Source organism: Kitasatospora sp. NPDC059817 (genome assembly GCF_042731835.1).
Classification (GTDB): domain Bacteria; phylum Actinomycetota; class Actinomycetes; order Streptomycetales; family Streptomycetaceae; genus Kitasatospora.
The window spans coordinates 1-20,428 of sequence record NZ_JBHWIR010000087.1 but is presented as its reverse complement, the minus strand read 5'-3'; the positions used below and the strand labels follow the sequence as shown (position 1 = coordinate 20,428).

General features: G+C 71.8%; 16 protein-coding genes and 1 riboswitch. Of the genes, 7 read left to right on the top strand and 9 right to left on the bottom strand.

The features are described from left to right. The first annotated feature begins 252 nt into the window (after positions 1–252). Positions 253–831 carry a TetR/AcrR family transcriptional regulator gene (locus ACFV61_RS19800; RefSeq protein WP_244293512.1) on the top strand — a complete coding sequence of 193 codons (579 nt, stop codon included), beginning with the start codon at positions 253–255 and terminating at the stop codon, positions 829–831. A 90-nt stretch (positions 832–921) separates the two neighbouring features. Here ACFV61_RS19800 and ACFV61_RS19795 read toward each other — a convergent pair whose 3' ends face one another. Further along, positions 922–1,788 (bottom strand): helix-turn-helix transcriptional regulator, encoded by an 867-nt coding sequence (locus tag ACFV61_RS19795; RefSeq protein ID WP_063350131.1) that lies wholly within the window; start codon positions 1,786–1,788, stop codon positions 922–924. A 418-nt stretch (positions 1,789–2,206) separates the two neighbouring features. On the opposite strand from ACFV61_RS19795, the gene ACFV61_RS19790 reads away from it, so the two are divergent. After that, positions 2,207–2,728 carry an ATP-binding protein gene (locus ACFV61_RS19790; protein ID WP_244293511.1) on the top strand — a complete coding sequence of 174 codons (522 nt, stop codon included), beginning with the start codon at positions 2,207–2,209 and terminating at the stop codon, positions 2,726–2,728. 379 nt (positions 2,729–3,107) lie between these two features. Here ACFV61_RS19790 and ACFV61_RS19785 read toward each other — a convergent pair whose 3' ends face one another. Continuing rightward, positions 3,108–3,371 (bottom strand): DUF397 domain-containing protein, encoded by a 264-nt coding sequence (locus tag ACFV61_RS19785; protein ID WP_063350130.1) that lies wholly within the window; start codon positions 3,369–3,371, stop codon positions 3,108–3,110. Positions 3,372–3,930: 559 nt separating this feature from the next. Between ACFV61_RS19785 and ACFV61_RS19780 the strand changes: the two genes are divergently transcribed. From ACFV61_RS19780 to ACFV61_RS19770, 3 genes are all read left to right on the top strand, one after another. After that, positions 3,931–4,908 (top strand): hypothetical protein, encoded by a 978-nt coding sequence (locus tag ACFV61_RS19780; RefSeq protein WP_063350129.1) that lies wholly within the window; start codon positions 3,931–3,933, stop codon positions 4,906–4,908. Positions 4,909–5,338: 430 nt separating this feature from the next. Beyond that, a riboswitch (cyclic di-AMP (ydaO/yuaA leader) is annotated at positions 5,339–5,499 on the top strand. Further along, entirely contained in the window at positions 5,486–6,877 is a 1,392-nt protein-coding gene (locus tag ACFV61_RS19775) for a transglycosylase family protein (RefSeq protein ID WP_380345364.1), read from the top strand. It overlaps the preceding riboswitch by 14 nt. Before the next feature lie 222 nt (positions 6,878–7,099). Further along, on the top strand, positions 7,100–7,300 hold the full coding sequence (locus ACFV61_RS19770; protein WP_063350127.1) for a hypothetical protein: 201 nt from the start codon (positions 7,100–7,102) through the stop codon (positions 7,298–7,300). 71 nt (positions 7,301–7,371) lie between these two features. Here ACFV61_RS19770 and ACFV61_RS19765 read toward each other — a convergent pair whose 3' ends face one another. The 5 genes from ACFV61_RS19765 to ACFV61_RS19745 form a co-directional block, all read right to left on the bottom strand. Next, positions 7,372–8,391, bottom strand: coding sequence for a LacI family DNA-binding transcriptional regulator (locus ACFV61_RS19765; RefSeq protein ID WP_208869121.1), 1,020 nt, complete (start codon positions 8,389–8,391; stop codon positions 7,372–7,374). Positions 8,392–8,416: 25 nt separating this feature from the next. Beyond that, the gene (locus ACFV61_RS19760) at positions 8,417–10,135 is read right to left on the bottom strand and encodes a glycoside hydrolase family 13 protein (protein ID WP_079136041.1); all 1,719 of its coding nucleotides are present in this window, start codon (positions 10,133–10,135) and stop codon (positions 8,417–8,419) included. Positions 10,136–10,172: 37 nt separating this feature from the next. Beyond that, entirely contained in the window at positions 10,173–11,078 is a 906-nt protein-coding gene (locus ACFV61_RS19755; protein WP_380428901.1) for a sugar ABC transporter permease, read from the bottom strand. Between the two features lie 40 nt (positions 11,079–11,118). Continuing rightward, complete coding sequence (locus tag ACFV61_RS19750) at positions 11,119–12,120, bottom strand: carbohydrate ABC transporter permease (RefSeq protein ID WP_063350124.1); 1,002 nt, start codon at positions 12,118–12,120, stop codon at positions 11,119–11,121. A 245-nt stretch (positions 12,121–12,365) separates the two neighbouring features. Next, the gene (locus ACFV61_RS19745; protein WP_063350123.1) at positions 12,366–13,643 is read right to left on the bottom strand and encodes an extracellular solute-binding protein; all 1,278 of its coding nucleotides are present in this window, start codon (positions 13,641–13,643) and stop codon (positions 12,366–12,368) included. Between the two features lie 309 nt (positions 13,644–13,952). Here ACFV61_RS19745 and ACFV61_RS19740 point away from each other — a divergent pair, with 309 nt between their 5' ends. Beyond that, positions 13,953–14,552: a GNAT family N-acetyltransferase gene (locus ACFV61_RS19740; protein WP_380492953.1), complete on the top strand. Its 600-nt coding sequence runs from the start codon at positions 13,953–13,955 to the stop codon at positions 14,550–14,552. On the opposite strand, the gene ACFV61_RS19735 is transcribed toward ACFV61_RS19740, so the two are convergent. Together ACFV61_RS19735 and ACFV61_RS19730 are read right to left on the bottom strand one after the other, a co-directional pair. Beyond that, positions 14,545–15,609 (bottom strand): aldose epimerase family protein, encoded by a 1,065-nt coding sequence (locus ACFV61_RS19735; RefSeq protein ID WP_380492951.1) that lies wholly within the window; start codon positions 15,607–15,609, stop codon positions 14,545–14,547. The two genes, ACFV61_RS19740 and ACFV61_RS19735, sit on opposite strands and share 8 nt — an antisense overlap. A 231-nt stretch (positions 15,610–15,840) precedes the next feature. Beyond that, positions 15,841–18,852, bottom strand: a complete 3,012-nt coding sequence (locus ACFV61_RS19730; protein WP_380492949.1) for an ATP-binding protein — start codon at positions 18,850–18,852, stop codon at positions 15,841–15,843. 323 nt (positions 18,853–19,175) lie between these two features. Here ACFV61_RS19730 and ACFV61_RS19725 point away from each other — a divergent pair, with 323 nt between their 5' ends. Then, entirely contained in the window at positions 19,176–20,123 is a 948-nt protein-coding gene (locus ACFV61_RS19725; protein ID WP_363377243.1) for a terpene cyclase, read from the top strand. The last annotated feature ends 305 nt before the right edge of the window (positions 20,124–20,428 follow it).

Here is a 20,428-nt window from a genome sequence, read left to right as displayed (position 1 = left end):
CCCCGCCCGCCCCCCCCCCCCCCCGCCCCGCCACGCCCCCCCCCGCAAACCAGCGCGGTTGTTGGGGCGCCCCCCCCCCCGGTGTTCCCCCGGGGCGCCGGCGCGGCGCCCACCGGCGCGCGGTTTCACGGTGCGACTACCGGCTCCGCCAGTATATTGGCCCGGAGCCAACGAACGTTCGGAGCAGACACGATGGCACCTCGCGGGGATTCGGTCAATGAGGAGATGCGGCAACGCTCCCGTCGGCGCATCATGCGAGCCACCGTCGAACTGGTCGACCGGCACGGATACGCGGGCACCACGCTGACCGACATCGCCGAGCGGGCCGGGCTCGCGCGCGGCCTGCTCTCGTACTACTTCGACGGGAAACGGCTGCTGATGCAGTCCGCGACGCACCGGATGATGCACCAGTCGCTCTCCGGCGCGCTCGCCGAGCTGACCCCGGACGCCACACCGGCGGCCCGGCTGGCCCGCGCGATCGACGCGGTCCTCACCCTCGCCCTGGAGCATCCGCGGGTGATGCGCTCGCACCTCGCGCTGATCCTGGACCCGGACTCCGGCGCCTTCGTCCAGGACCCGGAGCAGCAGCAGCTCGGCGCCATCCTCCAGGGCCTGCTGCTCGACTGGGGCGCGCCGGACCCGGCCGCCGAGCACGCGGTGCTGCGCAGCGCGCTGATGGGCGGCTGCATCGGGGTGCTGCTGCCGGGCGCCGAACTCCCGCTGGCGCTGATCCGGGCCGACCTGTTCCGCCGCTACGACCTGCCCTGGGAGTTGGGCACCCCGCCGCAGGCACTGCCGCCGGAACGCGAACGGCCGCCGGCCCGCGGCTGACGGCGGGTGGACGGCGGCTCGGTGCCCGGGCGGCCGATCGCGGGCCGCCGGACCCGTACGCTCTGCTGAGAGCTCCCCTCAGAGCTCCTTTCAGCGCTCCTTGAGGATCGAGGCCAGCAGGTCCACGGTCCGCTCGGGCGTGAGGCTGTCCACGCAGAGCCGCTCCATGACCTGGATGTACGCGTCGACGTCGTCCCGCTTGTCGAGGTACAGCGCGCTGGTGAGCTGCTCCAGGTAGACGACGTCCGCGAGGTCCTGTTCAGGGAAGCGCAGGATCGTGAACGCCCCGGACTCCCCCGCGTGCGCGCCGAATCGGAACGGCATCACCTGGATCACGACGTTGGCCTGCTCGGCGACGTCGATCAGGTACTGCACCTGGCCGCGCATCACCTTGGGCCCGCCGACGGGGCGGCGCAGCGCGGCCTCGTCGATCACGGCCCACAGCCGCGGGCTGGCGCCCTCGGTCAGCAGCTTCTGGCGACGCAGGCGGAGGCTGACCCGCCGTTCGATCTCCTCCTCGCTGACGACCGGCCGACTCTGTCCGAAAACCGCCCGTGCGTACTCCTCGGACTGCAGCAGTCCGGGGATGAACTGCACCTCGTAGGTGCGGATCAGCTGGGCGGCCTCCTCCAGGCCGACGTAGGTCTGGAACCAGCCCGGCAGCACGTCGTTGAAGCTGTGCCACCAGCCGGACTTGTTGGCCTCGCGGACCAGCCCGAGCAGTGCCTCCCGCTCCAGGCCGTCGTCCACGCCGTAGAGGCTGAGCAGGTCGGCGACGTCGCGTTCCTTGAAGCTGACGCGGCCGAGTTCCATGCGGCTGATCTTGGACTCCGAGGCCCTGATCGCGTAGCCGGCGTCCTCGCGCGTGATGCCGCGCGTCTCACGCAGGCGACGCAGCTGAGACCCGAGGAGGATCCGGCGGACCATCGAGCCGCCGCCCGGCTGAACTGTGGTCATGCGGTCGAAACCTCCACCTAGGGCAAACAGCGCACAGTCTGCCATCAGTTGAGCGCTCACGGTGCCGATACTGACGGATGTTCCTATCAGTTCCACACTCCACACACCAGGATGCACGTGCATCCGGCGCTTGCATATGCCAATAGTGCGACTGCACGTGAATCGACTCTTGCATCTGCAGTGAGCGCACACCACCATGGTGCACGTGCACCTGCACATCCCTGGCAATCCCGCGGGCTCCGCGTCGACCCCACGCGCGACTCCGTGCACCGACCCGGCAGCGTTCCCCCGCGCCACCGGGGGATCGTGTGCGCGCGCGCTGGTCGAGGGGGCGGCCGAGCGGCCGAGCGAGTCGGAGGTGACCGGCATGACCCCGGCGGGTCCAGCCGTGTCCGCCCCCTTATGGGAGGAGCTCTTCATGAGCACCGGTACGGCTTTGGCGGTTGACCCCCATGTGGTCACCTGTACGCTCGCTCCTCGCTTCGAAGCCGTCAGAACCGCGCGCGACTTCGCCAGAACCTCTCTTCAGCGCTGGGGCCTGATGGAGCTGTTCGACGACGTCGCGCTGGTGGCCTCGGAGCTGGTGACCAACGCACTGCGGCATGCGATCGGCGCACGACCCGACCCTGCGGGTGGCGCCCAGGGCGAGTACGACTTTCCCATACAGCCGACCCCCGAGGGCCGGCTGCCGATCCGAATAAGCCTGGTCCACCGCTCTCCCCAGGTGGTCTGCGCGGTGAGCGACCCGAGCTGCATCGGCCCGGTCGCCCGGGAGGCGGACTTCGTCGCCGAGTCCGGCCGCGGACTGCACCTGGTGGAGTCCTTCAGCCGCTCCTGGGGTTGGCACCCGCTGGGCAGCGGCAAGGTGGTCTGGGCCCTGTTCGAGGCGGAGCCGGCCACCGGTTCCGAACTCGGTGGACGGCACCGGCGCTCGGCCTAGCGCCAGGCGGCGCGCGGCCGGCCGAGGGAGGCCCCGGGAGGACCGCACCCCGGGCTCCGCGGGGCGGCTCGACGGGCCTGGCGCGGGTGCGCCACGGGCTCCGGCTCAGTCCTCAGGACGATTCCCACGACGATTGCCGGGTCGGCCCCCCGGACGAGCCGGCCGGACTGACGGCCGGACACCCCGGCGGCCCGCCCCCCGTCCACGTCCGGGCCCCCAACCGTGTGCGGGACCACCCGCCGCGCCTGCGCGCGGTCGGCCGCGAGAGCGCCCGTCGGGAGAACGCCCGTCGCGTGGCCCCGGACCGGCCCCGGAAAAGACAAAGGCCGTCGCGGTGTCAGCACCCACGACGGCCCCCCGATGGCAGGACGGCGGCCGGTCAGACCGCCAGGTGGTCGAACTCCCCGTCCTTGGCCCCCAGCAGCAGGGCGGCGATCTCGGCCCGGGTGTAGATGAGCGCCGGCCCTTCCGGGAAGCGCGAGTTGCGCATCGCCACATCGCCCCCCGGCAGGGCCGCGAACTCGACGCAGTTCCCCTGGGAGTTGCTGTGCAGGCTCTTCTGCCAGAGAACCCCCTTGAGGTCGGCGGCCGCCATCCCGTTGTAGGTGTCGTACGAGCCGTGCGTGTCCTGCGAGTCGTGCATAGAAATCTCCCGAAGAGCTCCGGAGTGGTCGTCCAGCGCGGCGCTCCCGGCACCCGCCGAACGAACGGACCGGCCCCGTACCGGCCCGGCACAACGCCTCACTTGACGCGATGATAGCTGCTGTGCACGTGCATCAGCACGGGACATTGCAGGTGCACGAGGCCTTTCACCGGCAGTTCCGAACTCTTCACGGGCCCTTCTCCTGACGGTACGTAAACGGACATAGCCGAGTGAATCGCCAGATTCTCGATAACCGGCCGTGAGCGGTTCCCCGCTGAATGTTGATCTTCAGACGCCCGGAGTCGCGCTGCCGTGACGCTCCGTCAGGCGACCTCCTGGCTGTGAGACATCTCACGCGCCACACAGGCAACTCGACGCCCCGTCGGACACGTCAGGGCTACGAGCGGTGATCGCTCGAAGGCTGGGTGAGATATGTCCGGATTGCGGGCAAACCACCCGGACGGACACGGCGGGAACGCGACGCACCCGCCATGACCACGTGAAACTCGAACGGCAGCCGAATGCAGGCCTGACGGGCCGATGTCCTACGATCTCCGGCATGAGCACCGCAGCCATCCCGGGCGCGCCACTGCCCGTCCGCACTCCAGGCTCCCGTGCGCGGGGGCGCCACCGCCGCCCCGAGCGCCCCGAGATCCCGGCCGGCTCCCCGGCCCTGGTGCTCGCCGTGCCCGCGACCGCCGGGCCCGAGTCCCGCTCGGTCGTCGAGGAGCTGCTGTCGATCGTCCGCAGCGAGCAGAGCGGCATCCAGACCGCCGTCGGCTACCTCCCGGGCGAAGCCGCCCAGGGGGTCGACAGTGACGACCGCACCGTCGCCGAACTGCTGGCCATGGCCGCCGAGGCGGGCCTGCCCGCGCCGGTCCTGGTGCCGCTGGTACCCGGCCCGCACGGATTCCTGACCGAACTTCACGCCCTCGCCGCGGAGTACGGAGCCCCCGTCACCGACGTGCTCGGCCCGCACCCGCTGCTCGCCGAGGCCGTGCACGTGCGCCTGTCCGAGGCCGGCCTGGCACGCGCCGACCGGGCCCGGCTGTTCGCCATCGCGACCGCCGCGGACGGCGTCGTGCTGACCACCGTCGGCGGCGAGGAGGCCGCTGCCGCGGCCGGCATCACCGGTGTCCTGCTGGCGGCCCGGCTGGCCGTCCCGGTCGTGCCCGCCGCGCTCGACGTGCCGGGCTCGGTCGCCGCGGCCGTCAACCACCTCAAGGAGACCGGCTCCCAGCGCCCGGCGCTGGCCCCGCTGGTGATCGGGCCGGAGGCCGACTCCGAACTGCTCGCCACGGCCGCCGAGGAGACCGGCTGCCCGTCCGCGGCGCCGCTGGGCGCCTACCCGACGGTCGGCCAGCTGATCGCCGCCACCTACCTGGCCGCGCTGCCGGCACCCTCCCCCGAGGCCCTGGCGCAGGCCGAGGCCGAGGCGGCGGAGACCGCCGAGGGCGCGCACGCCGACCACTCCGGCCGGGGCGGTCACGCCGCCCACGCCGCTCGCACCGCCACCGAGGAGTCGGCCGGCCAGTAGCGGTCACCGCACGCGTGAAGGGCCCGGAACGTAGCCGTTCCGGGCCCTTCCTGCTTGTCCCGTAAGGGAGTTAAAGGGCGAATGGGTGCGATGTCCGTTCTATCCGCATTTGTTCGCCGTCGCTCGATCCATCCCCCGACGGCCACAGTGTGGACGCACCTCCTTCTCGGCGGGCGGCCCCCGGGGGACCCGACCCGCCGTCACCCGCCTCCTGAAGCACAGACAGTTGTGCACGCCCTTCGCGGCATTGCCGGAAATCGGCCATTTTCGATCATGGCGAGCGAGGGGAACGACCGTTCTCGCCAAACCGTGATGCGCGTCACAGGTGTTTGCAGTTTGAACTTAAGTCTGCTTAACGTGCTCCCCGTTCGTGGCCACACGAACCCAGTTCATCCGCGACGCCGAGTCCTGCCGTCGGATGTCCTGGCAGCGCGAAAACGCACCACGGCAGGAGCGGGGGACCCACAGGTAAGTCGCCCCGGACCGTTCCCCGGAACGATCCAGGGCTAGGGGTGAAGCCGCGCCCACAGCGCGGCCGGGCAACTCCAGCCCGAATCCGACAGCTCACCTCGCAGGCGTGGGAGAGGACTGCGTCTTCATGCTGCCCACCAACGGCACCCGTCTGTCCAGTCGTACCCGACGCGTGATCGCCGCCATCGGCGTCGCGGGCGTCGGCCTCACCATCCCCTGCCTCACCTCCGGCACCGCCTCCGCCGCCTCCGTCGCCACCTGGGACAAGGTCGCCCAGTGCGAGAGCACCGGCAACTGGAGCATCAACACCGGCAACGGCTTCTACGGCGGCCTGCAGTTCACCTCCAGCACCTGGGCCGCCTTCGGCGGCACCGCGTACGCCCCCCAGGCCAACCAGGCCACCAAGGACCAGCAGATCGCCGTCGCCGAGAAGGTCCTCGCCTCGCAGGGCCCCGGCGCCTGGCCGGTGTGCTCGGTCCAGGCCGGCCTGACCAAGGGCGGCGCCGCGGCTGCCGTCGACACCTCGGCCGGCTCGACCACCGGCTCGGCTGCCAGCTCGACCGCCACCAAGCCCGCCGCGAAGCCGGCCACCCCGGCCGCCAAGCCCGCGCAGAGCCAGGCCCCGGCCACCCCGGCCGCGAAGCCCGCCAAGCCGGCCGCACCGGCCCAGGACCAGGCACAGGCCCCCGCCGACTCCGCCAACGGCACCTCGGCGCAGAAGGGCCAGAACCAGGCCCAGAACAGCGCCCAGCCCCAGGGCGACGACTACACCGTCGCCTCCGGCGACTGGCTGTCCTCGATCGCCGACAAGCACAACCTCCAGGGCGGCTGGCAGCGGCTGTACGAGCTCAACCGCGGCACCCTGACCGAGGGTCCGGACACCATCTACCCGGGCCAGCGCCTCTCGTTCAAGGACGGCGGCCAGGCCCAGCAGTCGGCTCAGACCGACCAGTCCGGCTCGGACTTCACCTGGTTCGACCGCTCGCAGAAGTCCGGCCAGACCTCCAACGGCGCCGCCGTGAACGCCAAGCCGACCGCCCAGCCGCAGGCCCCGGCCCCGACCTCGACCCCGGCCGCCAAGCCGGCTTCCAAGCCGGCCGCCCAGGCGCAGACCCCCGCTCAGGCCCCGGCCGCCACCGGCAGCATGGCCGCCGCGGTCTCCTTCGCCCAGTCGAAGGTCGGCCAGGCGTACGTCTACGGCGGTACCGGCAACGGCGGTTGGGACTGCTCCGGCCTGACCCAGGCCGCGCTGCGCGCCGCGGGTGTCTCCGTCCCGCGCGTCGCCGCCGACCAGGCCGCCGCCAGCACCCGCGTCTCGCTGGACAGCCTGCAGGCGGGCGACCTGCTGTTCTGGTCCAACAACGGCCAGAACTCCGGCGTCTACCACGTCGCGATCTACATCGGCGGCGGCCAGTACGTCGAGGCCGCCAACCCGAGCTCGGGCGTGCGCCTGCAGACCGTCGCCAACTGGGCGCCGGACTTCGCCGGCCGGGTCTGAGCACGACCCGCGGGTGACAGCTGACAACTGACGGCTGACAGATAACAGATTTCAGATAACAGATTTCATCATCTGTTATCTGTCAGCCTCCGCCCGCCCCGGCGGTCGCCCGGCGCCGTAGGAAGGCCGCCGGCAGGCCGCCGGGCAGGACCGCCCGGGGCCATGGTCAAAGCCCGCCCCCAGCGGGCATGCTGCTGCTCCGGCACCCGAGGAGGAGTCACCATGGCCCAGGTCACCGTCACACTCGACGCCAACCTCGCGATCGACGCAATGATGCTCTCCGGCACCAAGAACCCGCAGGACGCCGTCGAACTCGTCCTGCGCGACTACCTGGCCCGCGGCCGCCGCACCGAGACCCGCACCGGCGACGCCACCGACGGCCAACGGCTCACCGAGAGCCGCCCCACGGACCACGAGGGCTGACCCGGCACCCGGGCGGCACGCAACGGGCCCCGGAGAGCAACAGCTCTCCGGGGCCCGTCCGTTGACCGTCCTCAGCGCGCGCAGGCCCCCGTGGAGCCGCGCATGACCAGCTCCGGCTGGAACATGAACTCCCCGCGCTGGACCGCGTTCCCGCCGACCTCCTCCAGCAGCGCGTCCACCGCCGCGGTCGCCATCGCCTCGACCGGCTGGCGGATCGTGGTCAGCGGCGGCTCGGTGAAGGCGATCAGCGGCGAGTCGTCGAAGCCGACCACCGAGACGTCGTGCGGCACCGACAGTCCACGCTGCCGCACCGCCCGGATCGCCCCGAGCGCCATCATGTCGCTGCCGCAGACGATCGCCGTGCAGCCCTTGTCCAGCAGTGCGCCGGCCGCCGCGTGCCCGCCCTCCACGCTGAACAGCGTGTGGTGGACGAGTTCCTCGGCCTCCTCCTGGCTCCGTCCCAGCACCTCGCGCATCGCCGCCGTGAAGCCCTCGATCTTGCGCAGCACCGGCACGTACCGCCGCTGCCCGACGGCCAGCCCGATCCGCTCGTGCCCGAGTTCGGCCAGGTGCTGGACGGCCATCCACATCGCGGCCCGGTCGTCCGGCGAGATGAACGGCGCGTCGATCCGCTCGCTGTAGCCGTTGATCAGCACGAACGGCACCCCGCGCCCGGTCAGCCGGGCGTAGCGGTCGTGGTCGGCGGTGGAGTCGGCGTGCAGCCCGGAGACGAAGACGATGCCCGCCACACCCCGGTCGACCAGCATCTCGACCAGTTCGTCCTCGGTGGACCCGCCCGGCGTCTGGGTGCACAGCACCGGGGTGTACCCGTGCCGGCTGAGCACCTGCTCGATCACCTGGGCCAGTGCGGGGAAGATCGGGTTGCTCAGCTCCGGCGTGATCAGCCCGATCAGGCCGGCGCTGCGCTGGCGCAGACGGGTCGGCCGCTCGTAGCCGAGCACGTCGAGCGCCGCCAGCACGGTCTGCCGGGTGGCGGCGGAGACGTTCGCCTTGCCGTTGAGTACGCGGGAGACGGTGGCTTCGCTGACCCCCGCCTGCGCCGCGATGTCTGAGAGTCGCGCCGTAGTCACGGTCCCAGAGCCTATTGCAACCACGTCAGACCGCCCACCAGCCGGTGCTGTCCGGCGCGAGCACCGTCTCGCCGCCGTCGACCACCAGCTCCACCGAGGAGAGCAGCAGCTTTCCGGGCGCCGCTATCCGGACCGGCTCGTCCGTGGCGTTGACGGTGCAGACGAAGGAGCCGCGGCGGAACGTCAGGGTCCCCTCGGGGCCCTCCAGCCACTCCACGGCCGTCCCGGCGCCGAGGTCGTCCTGGGAACGGCGGACGGCGAGCGCGCTGCGGTACAGCTCCAGGGTGGACGCCGGGTCTCCGGTCTGCGCCTCGACGCTCAGCGCGGCCCACTCGGCCGGCTGCGGCAGCCAGGACGGCCCGCCGGCGACCGGGCCGAAGCCGTACGGGGCCTCGGTGCCGGACCACGGGATCGGGACGCGGCAGCCGTCGCGGTAGCCGTCCTGCCCGGCCTTGCGGAAGAACGACGGGTCCTGGCGGACCTCGTCCGGCAGGTCGGTGACGTCCGGGAGGCCGAGTTCCTCGCCCTGGTAGATGTACGCGGAGCCGGGCAGCGCGAGCATCAGCAGGGTGGCGGCGCGGGCGCGGCGCAGGCCGAGCTCGCGGTCGCCGGGGGTGCGGATCTGGGTGCCGAGGCCGGGCGGGTTGGCGAAGCGGGTGGCGTGCCGGGTGACGTCGTGGTTGGACAGCACCCAGGTGGTGGGGGCGTCGACCGGGCGCATCGAGTCGAGCGAGACGTCGATCACCTCGCGCAGCGCGGCGGCGTCCCAACCGGTGCCCAGGTACTGGAAGTTGAAGGCCTGGTGCAGCTCGTCGGGGCGCACGTAGTTGGCGGTGCGCTGGACGGTCGGGGTCCAGGCCTCGGCGACGCCGATCCGCTGGCCCGGGTACTCGTCGAGGATCTTGCGCCAGCTGCGGTAGATCTCGTGCACGCCGTCCTGGTCGAAGAACGGCATGACGTCGTTGCCGAGCAGCTTGAGCTGGTCCGCGCCGCCGAGGTCGGGCAGGCCGGGGGCCTTCACCAGGCCGTGGGCGACGTCGATGCGGAAGCCGTCGACACCCATGTCGAGCCAGAACCGCAGGATCGAGCGGAACTCGTCGGCGACTGCCCGGTTCTCCCAGTTGAAGTCGGGCTGCTCGGGGGCGAACAGGTGCAGGTACCAGTCGCCGGGGGTGCCGTCCGGGTTCTCGCTGCGGGTCCAGGCCGGGCCGCCGAAGATGGACTCCCAATCGTTGGGCGGCAGTTCGCCGTTCTCGCCCTTGCCGGGGCGGAAGTGGTACCGCTCGCGCAGCGGGGACTCGGGGCCCTCGCGCAGGGCGCGCTGGAACCACTCGTGCTGGTCCGAGGAGTGGTTGGGGACGAGGTCGACGATGATCCGCAGCCCCAGCTGGTGGGCGTCCCGGATGAGCGCGTCGGCGTCCAGCAGGCTGCCGAACATCGGGTCCACGGCGCGGTAGTCGGCGACGTCGTAGCCCGCGTCCGCCTGCGGCGAGGCGTAGAACGGCGAGAGCCAGACCGCGTCCACGCCGAGGTCGCGCAGGTACGGCAGGCGGCTGCGGATGCCGGGCAGGTCGCCCATGCCGTCGCCGTTGGAGTCGGCGAAGCTGCGCGGGTACACCTGGTAGATGACCGCGTCCCGCCACCAGCCTCTGGAGGCGCCGCCAGTCACAGGAGCCGGGGTGACCGCCTCGTGGGCGGCGGCGTCGGCGGCAGGCCGGGAGGTGTCGGCCAGGTTCTGGGTCATGGACGGTATCCCTTGGGGACTAGAGGAGCGAGGAGCGTTACGACTTGGAGGCACCGGCGGTCAGACCGGTGACCAGGTGGCGCTGCACCAGGTAGAAGAAGGCTGCCGACGGGATCGCGATCAGCACGGCGGTCGCGGCCATCAGGTTCCACTGGGCGTCGTGCTCGCTGACGAAGGTCTGCAGGCCCACGGCCAGCGTGTACTTGTCGGAGCTGAGCATGAAGGTGGAGGCGAACGGCACCTCGGCCCAGTAGGTGAGGAAGGAGTAGAAGGCGGCCACCGCCAGGCCCGGGCGGGCGAGCGGCAGCACCAGCCGCCAGAAGGTGCCGAACGGGCTGAGCCCGTCGACCCGGCCGGCCTCGTCGATCTCCACCGGGATGGTGTCGAAGTAGCCCTTCAGCAGCCAGGCGCAGTACGGCACGGTGGTGGTCGAGTAGACCAGGATCAGGCCCAGGTAGCTGTCCAGCAGGCCGAGGTCGGAGAGCATCGTGTACATCGGCACGATCAGCACCGCGATCGGGAACATCTGGGTGACCAGCAGCGACCACATCAGCGGCCGGTGGCCGGGGAAGCGCATCCGGGAGACGGCGTAGCCGGTGGTGGCGGCGACCAGGACGCCGAACACGGTGGTGACGCCGGAGACCAGGAGGGCGTTGCCGAACCAGGTGAAGAAGTCCGTGTCGAACAGCACGTGGTGGTAGTTCGACAGCGTGAGCTTGTCGAGGATCGCGCCGGGGTGGAGGTAGTCGGTCTTGTCCGGGCCGAGCGAGACGAAGAGGATCCACGCCACCGGGAACAGCGCGATCAGGCCGGCCACGATCAGGGTGCCGTGGGACAGCGCCCTGACCAGCGGGCTGCTCTCGCCGCGCCGGCGGGCCTTGACCGGCCGGGCGGCCGGGGCCACGGCCGCCGCGGGGGTGGGGAGTTCGGTGGTGGTGCTCATCGGGGGTACCTGCCTTCGTGGGTCAACTGGGTCCGGGGCCTCAGCCGTTGGCCTGCTCGTTGCGGGCGAGCCAGCGCCGGTAGAAGGCGGTGAAGACGATCAGGATGGACAGCAGGATCACGCCGTAGGCGGCGGACTGCGCGTAGTCCCGGGGGATCTGGCCGAAGCCGAGGCGGTAGGCCCAGGTGACCAGCAGCTGGGCGTCGGGCGCACCGGTGCCGAAGAGCAGGAAGATGACGTTGAACTGGTTGAACGTCCAGATCACGCCGAGCAGGACGACGGTGGAGGAGACGGCCCGCAGCCCGGGCAGGGTGACGTACCGGAAGCGCTGCCACGGCGTGGCGCCGTCCATCTCGGCGGCCTCGTACAGCTCGGCCGGGATCGACTGCAGGCCGCCGAGCAGCGAGATCATCATGAACGGCACGCCGGCCCAGGTGTTGACCAGGATCGCGGCGGACTTCTGCGCCCACGGGTCGGTGAGCCAACCGGGTTCGGGCAAGTGGAGGAAGCCGAGCATGCTGTTGACGACACCGCCGTCGGACAGCATCAGTCGCCAGGAGAAGACGGTGACGAAGGTCGGCACGGCCCAGGGCAGGATGAGCAGCATCCGGTAGACGGCGCGGCCGCGCAGCTTCTTGTTGAGCAGCAGGGCGAGGCCCAGGCCGAGGGTGTAGTGCAGGAAGACGCAGATGGCCGTCCAGGCGATGGTCCAGACGAAGTGGGACCAGAAGCGGTCGTACGAGCCGGGGCCCCACAGGATGTCGGCGTAGTTGTGGAAGCCGACGAAGTTGTAGCTGGCCGGGATCTCGTTGACGCCGATCTTGCGGGCGACGTTGAGGCTGTTGGCGTCGGTCAGGGTGAGCCAGAGGCCCTGGACCAGCGGGTAGAGCACCAGGGCACCGAGGACCAGCACCACGGGGGCGATCATCGCGTAGGCGTACCAGTGCTTGGCGTAGGAGCGCTTGACGCGTTCCAGCAGGCCCGGACGCTGCTCGCGCTCCGGGCTGCCCTTGCCGGTGGCGCCCTGCACGGCGACTGACATCGATTGACACCTTCTCGGGGGGAAGTCTCGGGGGGAGCGGGTCCGGCCGCCGGGCCCGCCGGGTGGCCGGGCGGCGGGTCCGACATGCGCCCGGCGGAGTGGGGGGGGGGGGGGGGCGGGCGGCCGGGCCCGGGGGGGCGGCAGCCGTCGAGCGGGGGGTCGGGAGGGGTGGTGCCGGGGGGGGGCGCGGGCGTCACCTGCGGTACGGGGGGTGGCGCGGCGGCGGCCCGGACGGCCGACGGCGACTACTTGGCGAAGCCCGGCAGCAGCTTGGCGTAGTCGGTGGCGACGGTGTTCAGCGCGTCCTGGGTGCCGGTGCCCTGGACGGCCTTGCCCAGGTTGGTGCCGAGCGAGGAGAACAGCGAGCTGTACTCGGGCAGTTCGGGGCGCGGCTTGGCGCTGCCGAGGACGGCCTGGAAGCCGGCGATGCCGGGGTCGGCCTTGACGTCGGCGGTGAAGGCGTCGGAGCGGGTCGGCAGGGTGGAGTTCTTCTGCGCGATGAAGGCCTGGCTCTCCGCCGAGGTCATGAAGGCGGCGAACTTCTCGGCGGCGGCCTTGTGGGCCTGGTCGGCACCGGCGTAGACGGAGATGTTGTGCCCGCCGGTGGGCGCACCGGACTTGCCGCTGGAGCCCGCCGGGACGGGCGCGATGCCGAGGTTGTTCTTGTCGGCGAACGCGGCGCCCTTGTAGATGTTGGTGATCTCCCACGGGCCCTGGACGATGGCCGCGACCTTGCCGTTGTTGAAGGCGTCCATCATGTGCGCGTAGGCGTCGGTGGTGACGTCGGCCTTGGCCATGCCGGGCGCGGTGAACATCGTCTTGTAGGTCTCGATGGCCTTGACGGCCTCCGGCGAGGTGACGGTGATCTTCTTGCCGGCGGCGTCGACGGTGTCGGTGCCCTCGCCGAACAGGAACGGCATCGCGTAGTAGCCGTCCGCGGCCTTCAGCCAGAAGCCGTCGACACCGGCCTTGTCCTTGAGCGCGGCGGCGTCGGTCTTCAGCTCGTCCCAGGTCTTGGGGGCGTCGGTGATGCCGGCCTTGGCGAACAGCTCCTTGTTGTAGAGCAGGCCCAGGGTGTCGGTGACCAGCGGCACGCCGTACAGCTTGCCGTCGAACTTGGCCTGCTGGATCAGGCTGGGCTGGAAGGCGGAGGTGTCGGCGACGGCCGGGGTGCCGTCGAGCGGCTCCAGGTAGCCGGCCTTGGCGAAGGCGGCGGTCCAGCCGACCTCGGAGCGGAACACGTCCGGAGCGCCCTTGGCCCCCATGGCGGTCTGGAGCTTGTTCTGCGCCTGGTCGAACGGGACGTTGACGAAGTCGACCTTGACGTTCGGGTTGGCGGCCTCGAACTTCTTGACCAGCTCCTGGTAGTTCGGCGCCTCGTTGGTGGCGTTCGAGGTGTCCCAGTAGGTGAGGGTGACCGGCCCGTCGGCCTTGCCGTTTGAGCTGGAGCCGCTGCTGCCACAGGCAGCCATCGAGACCGCGAGGGCCACAACGAGGGCAGAGGCCGCGATGCCACGCCGCATGAGAACTCCTTGGGAGGGTGGGGGTGCCCGAGATCTTCGGAGACAGGCGCATAATGGCTGCCTCGTGCCGACTGCACCGTTGCTGCCGTCGGGCTCGGAAGGAAGTTAACAGCGGTGCAATAGCGACGGAAAGTCCTTGCAGCAAGTTTCTGCAAGAAACAGCGATCGTTACGCCCACGTGTCCTGGACGTAGCCGCACGGTAGTTGACAGTGCGGCCAAATGTCCGGGTTCTCCCGCTTCGAGCCGATACCGGATGGCCGAGAGAACCACCATCCCTGGCCGAAAACCGCTTGCAGCAGACTGAACGCATGCGTATCAGAGCCGCCATGAGGGACGAACTGCCGCTGCTGTGCGAACTGGAGCGGGCCGCCGGGGCCCCCTTCGCCGCGATCGGCATGCCGGAGATCGCCGACGACGAACCACCGGCCCCGCACGAGCTGGCCCACTACCTGGACGCGGGCATCGCCCTGGTCGCCGTCCCCGACGCGACCGACCTGCCCCACGGAACCGACCTGCCCCAGCAACCCGGTCCCGGTCCCGGTCCGATCGCCGGCTACCTGCTCGCCGAGCCGGTGGACGGCGCCCTGCACATCGAACAGGTGTCGGTCCACCCCGACCACGCCCGCCGGGGCATCGGCCGGGCGCTGATCGAACACCTCGCGGCCGGCACCGACGCCCCCGCGCTCACCCTCACCACCTTCGCCGACGTCCTCTGGAACGCCCCCTACTACGCCCGCTGCGGCTTCCGCCCGCTCGCCGACCACGAGCTCACCCCGGGCCTGCGGGAGATCCGCCGCAAGGAGGCCGAGCACGGTCTCGACCGCTGGCCCCGGCTCTGCATGCGCCGGGACCTCGCACGGGACCTCCAGCAGGACCTCACCCCGGACGTGCCCGGAGCGCTCAGCTGACGCCCAGCCGCAGCACGGTGGTCGAGCGGAACTCCTCCCCCGGCCGCAGCACGGTGCTCGGGAACGCCGGGTGGTTCGGGGAGTCCGGGAAGTGCTGGGTCTCCAGCGCGATCCCGGCGAACGGCCCGTACGGGACACCGCTCGCGCCGGTGACCGCCCCCTGGAACTTGTTGGCCGTGTAGACCTGGACGCCCGGCTCGGTGGTCAGCACCTCCAGGGTGCGCCCGCTGACCGGGTCCTCCAGCAGCGCCGCCCGGGCCGGGCTGCCGTCGGCCGGCCGGGCCCGGAGCACCCAGTTGTGGTCGTAGCCGCCGGGCCCGGCCAGCTGCGGGTGGTCGTCGTGCACCGACTTGCCGATCGGCGTGGCCACCGTGAAGTCGAACGGCGTGCCGGCCACCGGCTCGGTCCGCCCGTACGGGATCTGCCGCTCGTCGGCCGGGGTGTAGGCGTCGGCGTCGAGGGTGAGCAGGTGGCCGAGGACGTCGCCGTTCCCTTCACCCGCAAGGTTGAAGTACGCGTGGTTGGTCAGGTTGACCACGGTCGGCTTGCTGGTGACGGCGCGGTAGGCGATCACCAGCTCGCCGGCCGGGTCCAGGGTGTAGGAGACGGTGATGTCCAGCGCACCGGGGAAGCCCTGGTCGCCGTCCGGGCTGTGCAACCGCAGCCGCACCCCGCCCTCGATCCGCTCGGCCTCCCAGATCCGCTGCGCGAAGCCGTCCGGCCCGCCGTGGATGGTGATGCCGCCGCCGGTCGGGGCGAGCGGGTGCTCCTCGCCGTCGATGGTGACCCTGGAACCGTCGATCCGGTTGGCGTACCGGCCGACCACGGTGCCGTAGTGCCGGGCCGGGCCGAGGATCTGCGTCAGCTGGTCGGTGGAGAGCAGCAGTTGGGCGGGGCGCCCGGCGCGGTCCGGGCCGGTGAGGGTGTGCAGGGTGGCGCCGAGGGTGAGCACGCTCGCCTCGTACGGGCCGGCGGAGAGCGTCCAACGCTCGATCGCGGCGCCCGCGCCCGAGGGGTCGAGGGGTTCGTGCCGCACGCTGGTGGCCTCGCTCGCCATGGCCTGCTCCTCACTGGCGGTCGCGGGGTGCCGTGACCGCCCCGGTTCCGGGTCCGTCCAGGGGGTCGCCGCGGCGCCCCCACGTCTGCGTCAGCCTAGGGCGTGTCTGACAATTCGCGCCCGGCGGGAATCGTCAGACACGCCCTGACGACGGCGACCGCCCCGGGAGCGCTCCCGTGCCTCCGCGCGCCGCCCGGGCACCCGCCGCCCACGCCTCCCTGCCACCGCGGGCTACGCCTCCTCGGGCTCCGCCCCCGGCCGGGCGGCCCCGCGCGGCTGCGTCGGCAGCCCGAGGGCGGAGGCCAGGCCGTCCGGCCCGCTGCCCGCCTTGCGGTAGACCGCGGCCAGTCGGCGGTTGACCAGGCTGAGGTGCACGCCGAGCTCGTCGGCGATGCGCTGCGGCGGCACGCCCTGCACCGCGAGGTTGGCGACCTCCCACTCGGGCTGGCTGAGCGTCTCCCGGAAGTCGCGCAGCCCCAGCCGGTTGGGCCGCAGGCCGTAGTTGGCCAGCTCCCGCCGCGCCTGGTCGACCAGCCCCTCGGCCGAGCAGTGCTGGGCCAGCTCGATGCCCTGGTACAGGTACTCCTGCGCGTCCTCCAGCCGCCCGACCCGGCGCAGCGCGGCGCCGAGGTCGACCAGCGCGACGGCGTGCTCGTACCCGGCCGGCGACTGGCCGAGGTACATCACGGCCTGCTCCAGCAGCTCGACCGCCTGCTGGCCGTCCTCGATCTGGGCGTTCAGCCGCAGCGCGGTGCCGATCGCCGAGGCGGTGCCGAAGGTGCGGGCGTCCTGGACGGCCTTCTGGGCGTACTCGCGGGCGCGGTCGGGCTCGTCGGCCGCGATCGCGATGGCGAGGTGGCCGGCCCAGGGCGCCCAGACGGTGTTGTGCCAGCCGCGGGCCTCCAGTTGGGCGCCGGCCTCGGTGAGTGCGGCGGCCGCCCCGGCGTAGCGCTTCTTGGCGATCAGCAGCTTGCCGTACAGCGAGGGCGCGTCGGGCAGCACCATCGCGGTCGTGTGGTACGGCGGGTGGAAGCCGAACTCGACGGCGAGTTCCCAGGCCTCCTCGGTCCGGCCGCGGGCGAGCAGGGTGTCCACCAGGACGCCGACGGCGTCCCAGGCGAGCGGCAGCTTGGGGCCGATCCGCTCGGACAGTCGCAGTGCGCGGCGCAGGAAGTCCTCGGCCTCGGCGAGCAGGCCGCGGCGGAAGCGGGCGAGGCCCATCAGGAAGTACGCGAAGCCCCGGTGGGCACCGCTCCACCCGGCGACCTCGAACTGGATGATGGCGTCCGCGAACAGCCGCTCGGCCTGGGCGATGCGGTCGTTGTAGGTGTAGGTGAGGCCGAGCATGGAGGGCAGTTCGAAGCCCCAGGTGCTGTCGGTCCAGCCGAGTCCCTTGGGCAGGCGGCCGGCGTCGAGGACGGCGTCGGCGTAGGTCAGCGCCTCGGCGGAGGGGGCGCCGCGCAGGGTGAGGTCCCAGGCGCGCATCGCGAGGACGGCCCGGTCGGCGGCGTCGCGGGTGCTGAGGCCGTCGCACATGAGGCCGAGCCGGGTGGATCGGCCGGGCCCGTCGTCCTCGGACTTGCGGAAGGCGTGCCACATGAACGAGGCGGCCTGGAGCCGGAGTCGGCCGGCCGGGTCGGCGGTCTGCTCGGCCTCGTCCTGGCAGACCACTGCGGCCTGGCGCAGTTCGCCGCTGTGTGCGAGCACCTCGGAGAGCCGGAAGGTGGCGTCGACCCGCAGTTCGGGGCGCAGCGGCCCCTCGTCGGGGTCGAGGGCGAGCTTGAGCTGGTTGACGGTGGCGACGGGGTCGGTGAGCAGGGCGGAGCAGCCCAGTTCGTACAGCACCTCGGCGCGGATGTCGTCGGCCGGGGGTTCGTTGAGGGCGCGGTGCAGGCAGCGCTGGGCGGCTTCGGGGGCGCCGATCAGCAGGTGTTCGACGGCGGCCCGGCGCAGTTTGCGGACGGTCTTGTCGTCGCCCTCGCCGGAGAAGGTCTCGACGAGGTGGCGGGAGGCGGCGAGCAGGCCGAGTCCGGCGTTCTCGATCTCGGCGGCGGCGACGCCGTGCATGCCGGTGCGGGTGGCCTCCGGCATGGTGTTGTAGATCGAGCTGCCGATCAACGGGTGGACGAACTCCAGGTTGCCGTTGGGGGTCTGGGTGAGCACGCGCTGCTTGCGCAGCTGCTTGATGGCGTCGCGGGCGCCCTCGGTGGTCTGGGCGCAGATCCGGGTGGCGAGGTCGACCCGGATGTCGGTGCCGAGCATCGCGCAGGCCCAGGCGAAGCGCAGGGTGCCGGAGCCGAGCCGGTCGATCCAGCTCTTGAGGGTCATTCCGGTGGCGTCGACGGCGAGTTCGCGCAGTTGCTGGGAGTTCTCCTCGACCGGTTCGAGGTCCTGGTCGCGGACCTGGTCGAGCAGGGCGACGGCTTCGAAGGGGTTGCCGTTGACGACGTTCCAGAACTCGTAGCAGAAGGCGTCCTCGGCCTTGTCGCCGAGTTCGGCGCGGATCATGTCGGTGACGGAGACCAGCGAGAGCCGGTTGAGTTCGTGCTTGCTGGTGGCGAGGCCGAGGACGGCCTTGCGGTGCTGCTGGATCTCGGTCGGCCAGTCGTTCTCGTCCTCGCGGAAGGCGAAGACGAGCAGGACGGGCAGTTCGCGGGAGCGGACGGCGAACTGGGTGAGCCAGGAGAGCGACTCGTGGTCGCCCCAGTGCAGGTCGTCGACGATCATGACCAACGGGGCCCGGCGCGGCGCGAGTTGGGTGAGGACGTAGTCGAGGCCGTCGCGCACGCCCTGGGGGTCGAGGCGGCGGGCGCCGGCCTTGGGCCGCTTGAGGCCCATGGCCGGTCCGACGACCTCCTCCCAGGTGCCCATGACCTGGCGGAACTCGTCGGGCTGCAGGCTGGTGAGGAGGGGCTGGAGGAGCTGGCGCAGCACGTGGTAGGGCTCGTTGAACTGGCGCTCGCCGCCGCGGGCGAACAACACCTCGGCGCGGTCGCGGAGTTTGGCGACCCGTCGGACCTCGTGCAGCAGGCTGGTCTTTCCGATGCCGGGGCGGCCGGAGAAGGCGAGCAGTTCGCCGATCTCGGTGCCGCCGGCCGCGAATTCGCAGCAGAGTTTGTCGACGGCCGTCTCGACGGAGCGGAGTTCGGCGTCGCGGTCGCGCAGCCTGACCCTCGGCGAGGTGCTGTCGCCGTCCCGGCCGGAACCTGATCCCGTCCGAAGTTCGTTGTCCTGCTCGGTCACCGTCGTGCCTCCGCCTCGCCACTCGCGTCACAGCCCGTGTCGCTGCTCGCATCACTGCCCGTGGAGCCGAGGTTAGCGCTGCGTGGCACTCGCTGTGGGGCATTCGCGCAGGCTGGGGCGGACGGTGAGGGTTCGGACGCCTTGCCAAGGGCAATTGCCCTATACCCCTAACGTCCGATCATTACATCAGATACCCTACGGCCCGCGAGGCGAAGATGATCTTTCGCTATCACCCTCTCCCCGGAAGCCTCGCCGCGTCAACTCCCCCCACACCCAACGTTCGAACCACTAGTACCCCCACCCTTCGCCGCACCGGGAGTCCGATGTCTGACGACACCTCACTTCAGATTCCGTTCCCGCACCGTCGCAGCCCGCACGGACCGCAGGCCACCGCGCTGCACCGTGACTGGCTGGTCCGCCACCCGCTGCTCCCCGACGTCGACCACCCCGGGTACGCCCACTGGGACGTGGTCGACCTCGCCGCCCTCGGCTACCCCGACACCGGCCCGGACGAACTCTCCCTCGCCGCCGACCTGATGGGCTTCTACTTCCTCTTCGACGACCAGTTCGACGGCCCGCTCGGCCGCCGCCCGACGGAGGTCGCCCCCATCTGCGAGCGGCTGATCGCCGTCCTGCACGGAGCCCGCCCCGACCAGGACTCGCCGGTCGAGACCGCCTTCGCCGACCTCTGGGACCGCAGCGTGCGCGGCATGCCCGCCCGCTGGCAGGCCCGCGCCGCGTACAACTGGGAGTGGTACCTGGCCAGTCACCCCGCCGAGGCCGCCGGCCGCATCTCCACCCGGCCACCCGACCGCGACGGCTACCTGGTGCTCAGACGAGGCACCGCGGCGATGGAGACCATCTTCGACATGGTCGAACGCCTCGGCCAGTTCGAGGTGCCCGCCGCCGTCCTGCACCACCCGGTGCTGCGTCAACTGCGCCAGCTGGCAGCCGACATCCCCTCGCTCAGCAACGACGTCCGGTCGTTCCCGCTGGAGGCCCCGCGCGGCGACGTCAACAACCTGGTGATGATCGTCCAGCGCGAGCGCCGCTGCTCGGCCGAGGAGGCCTGCGCGGTGGTGCTGGAGGAGGCGCAGCTGATGGTCGAGCGGTGCCGGGACCTGCACGGCCGACTGCCGGACGTCTACCGGGAGTTGGGGCTCTCCCGGGTCGAACGGACGATCGCCCAGCGGTACGCGGACGGGCTGGTCACCTGGCTCGCCGGCTACCTGTACTGGGAGTCCCGCACCGGCCGGTACCACGCGGTCTGACACCGTCCCGGACGGAGCGCGGAGACACGGTGCGCGCCCCGCGCGACGGCCGGAACGCGCAACCCTCCGTACGGGCCGGGCGCACGGACCGTAGCCGCGCCCGCGCCGGGCGGCTATCGTGCTCGACGGCGGACGCCCCGGCGGGCGTCCGCCCGGAATTGCGTGTCCACACCCTCCCGCCGCGCCGCCGCGGGCCGGGCGCCGCCCCGCCCCGCCGCCGCCCCCCCCGGCCCCGGCGCGCCCGACCCCCCGAGGAGAGACCCTAGCAACACCGTCAACCACCCCCCCCGCACGCCCCCGCCCAG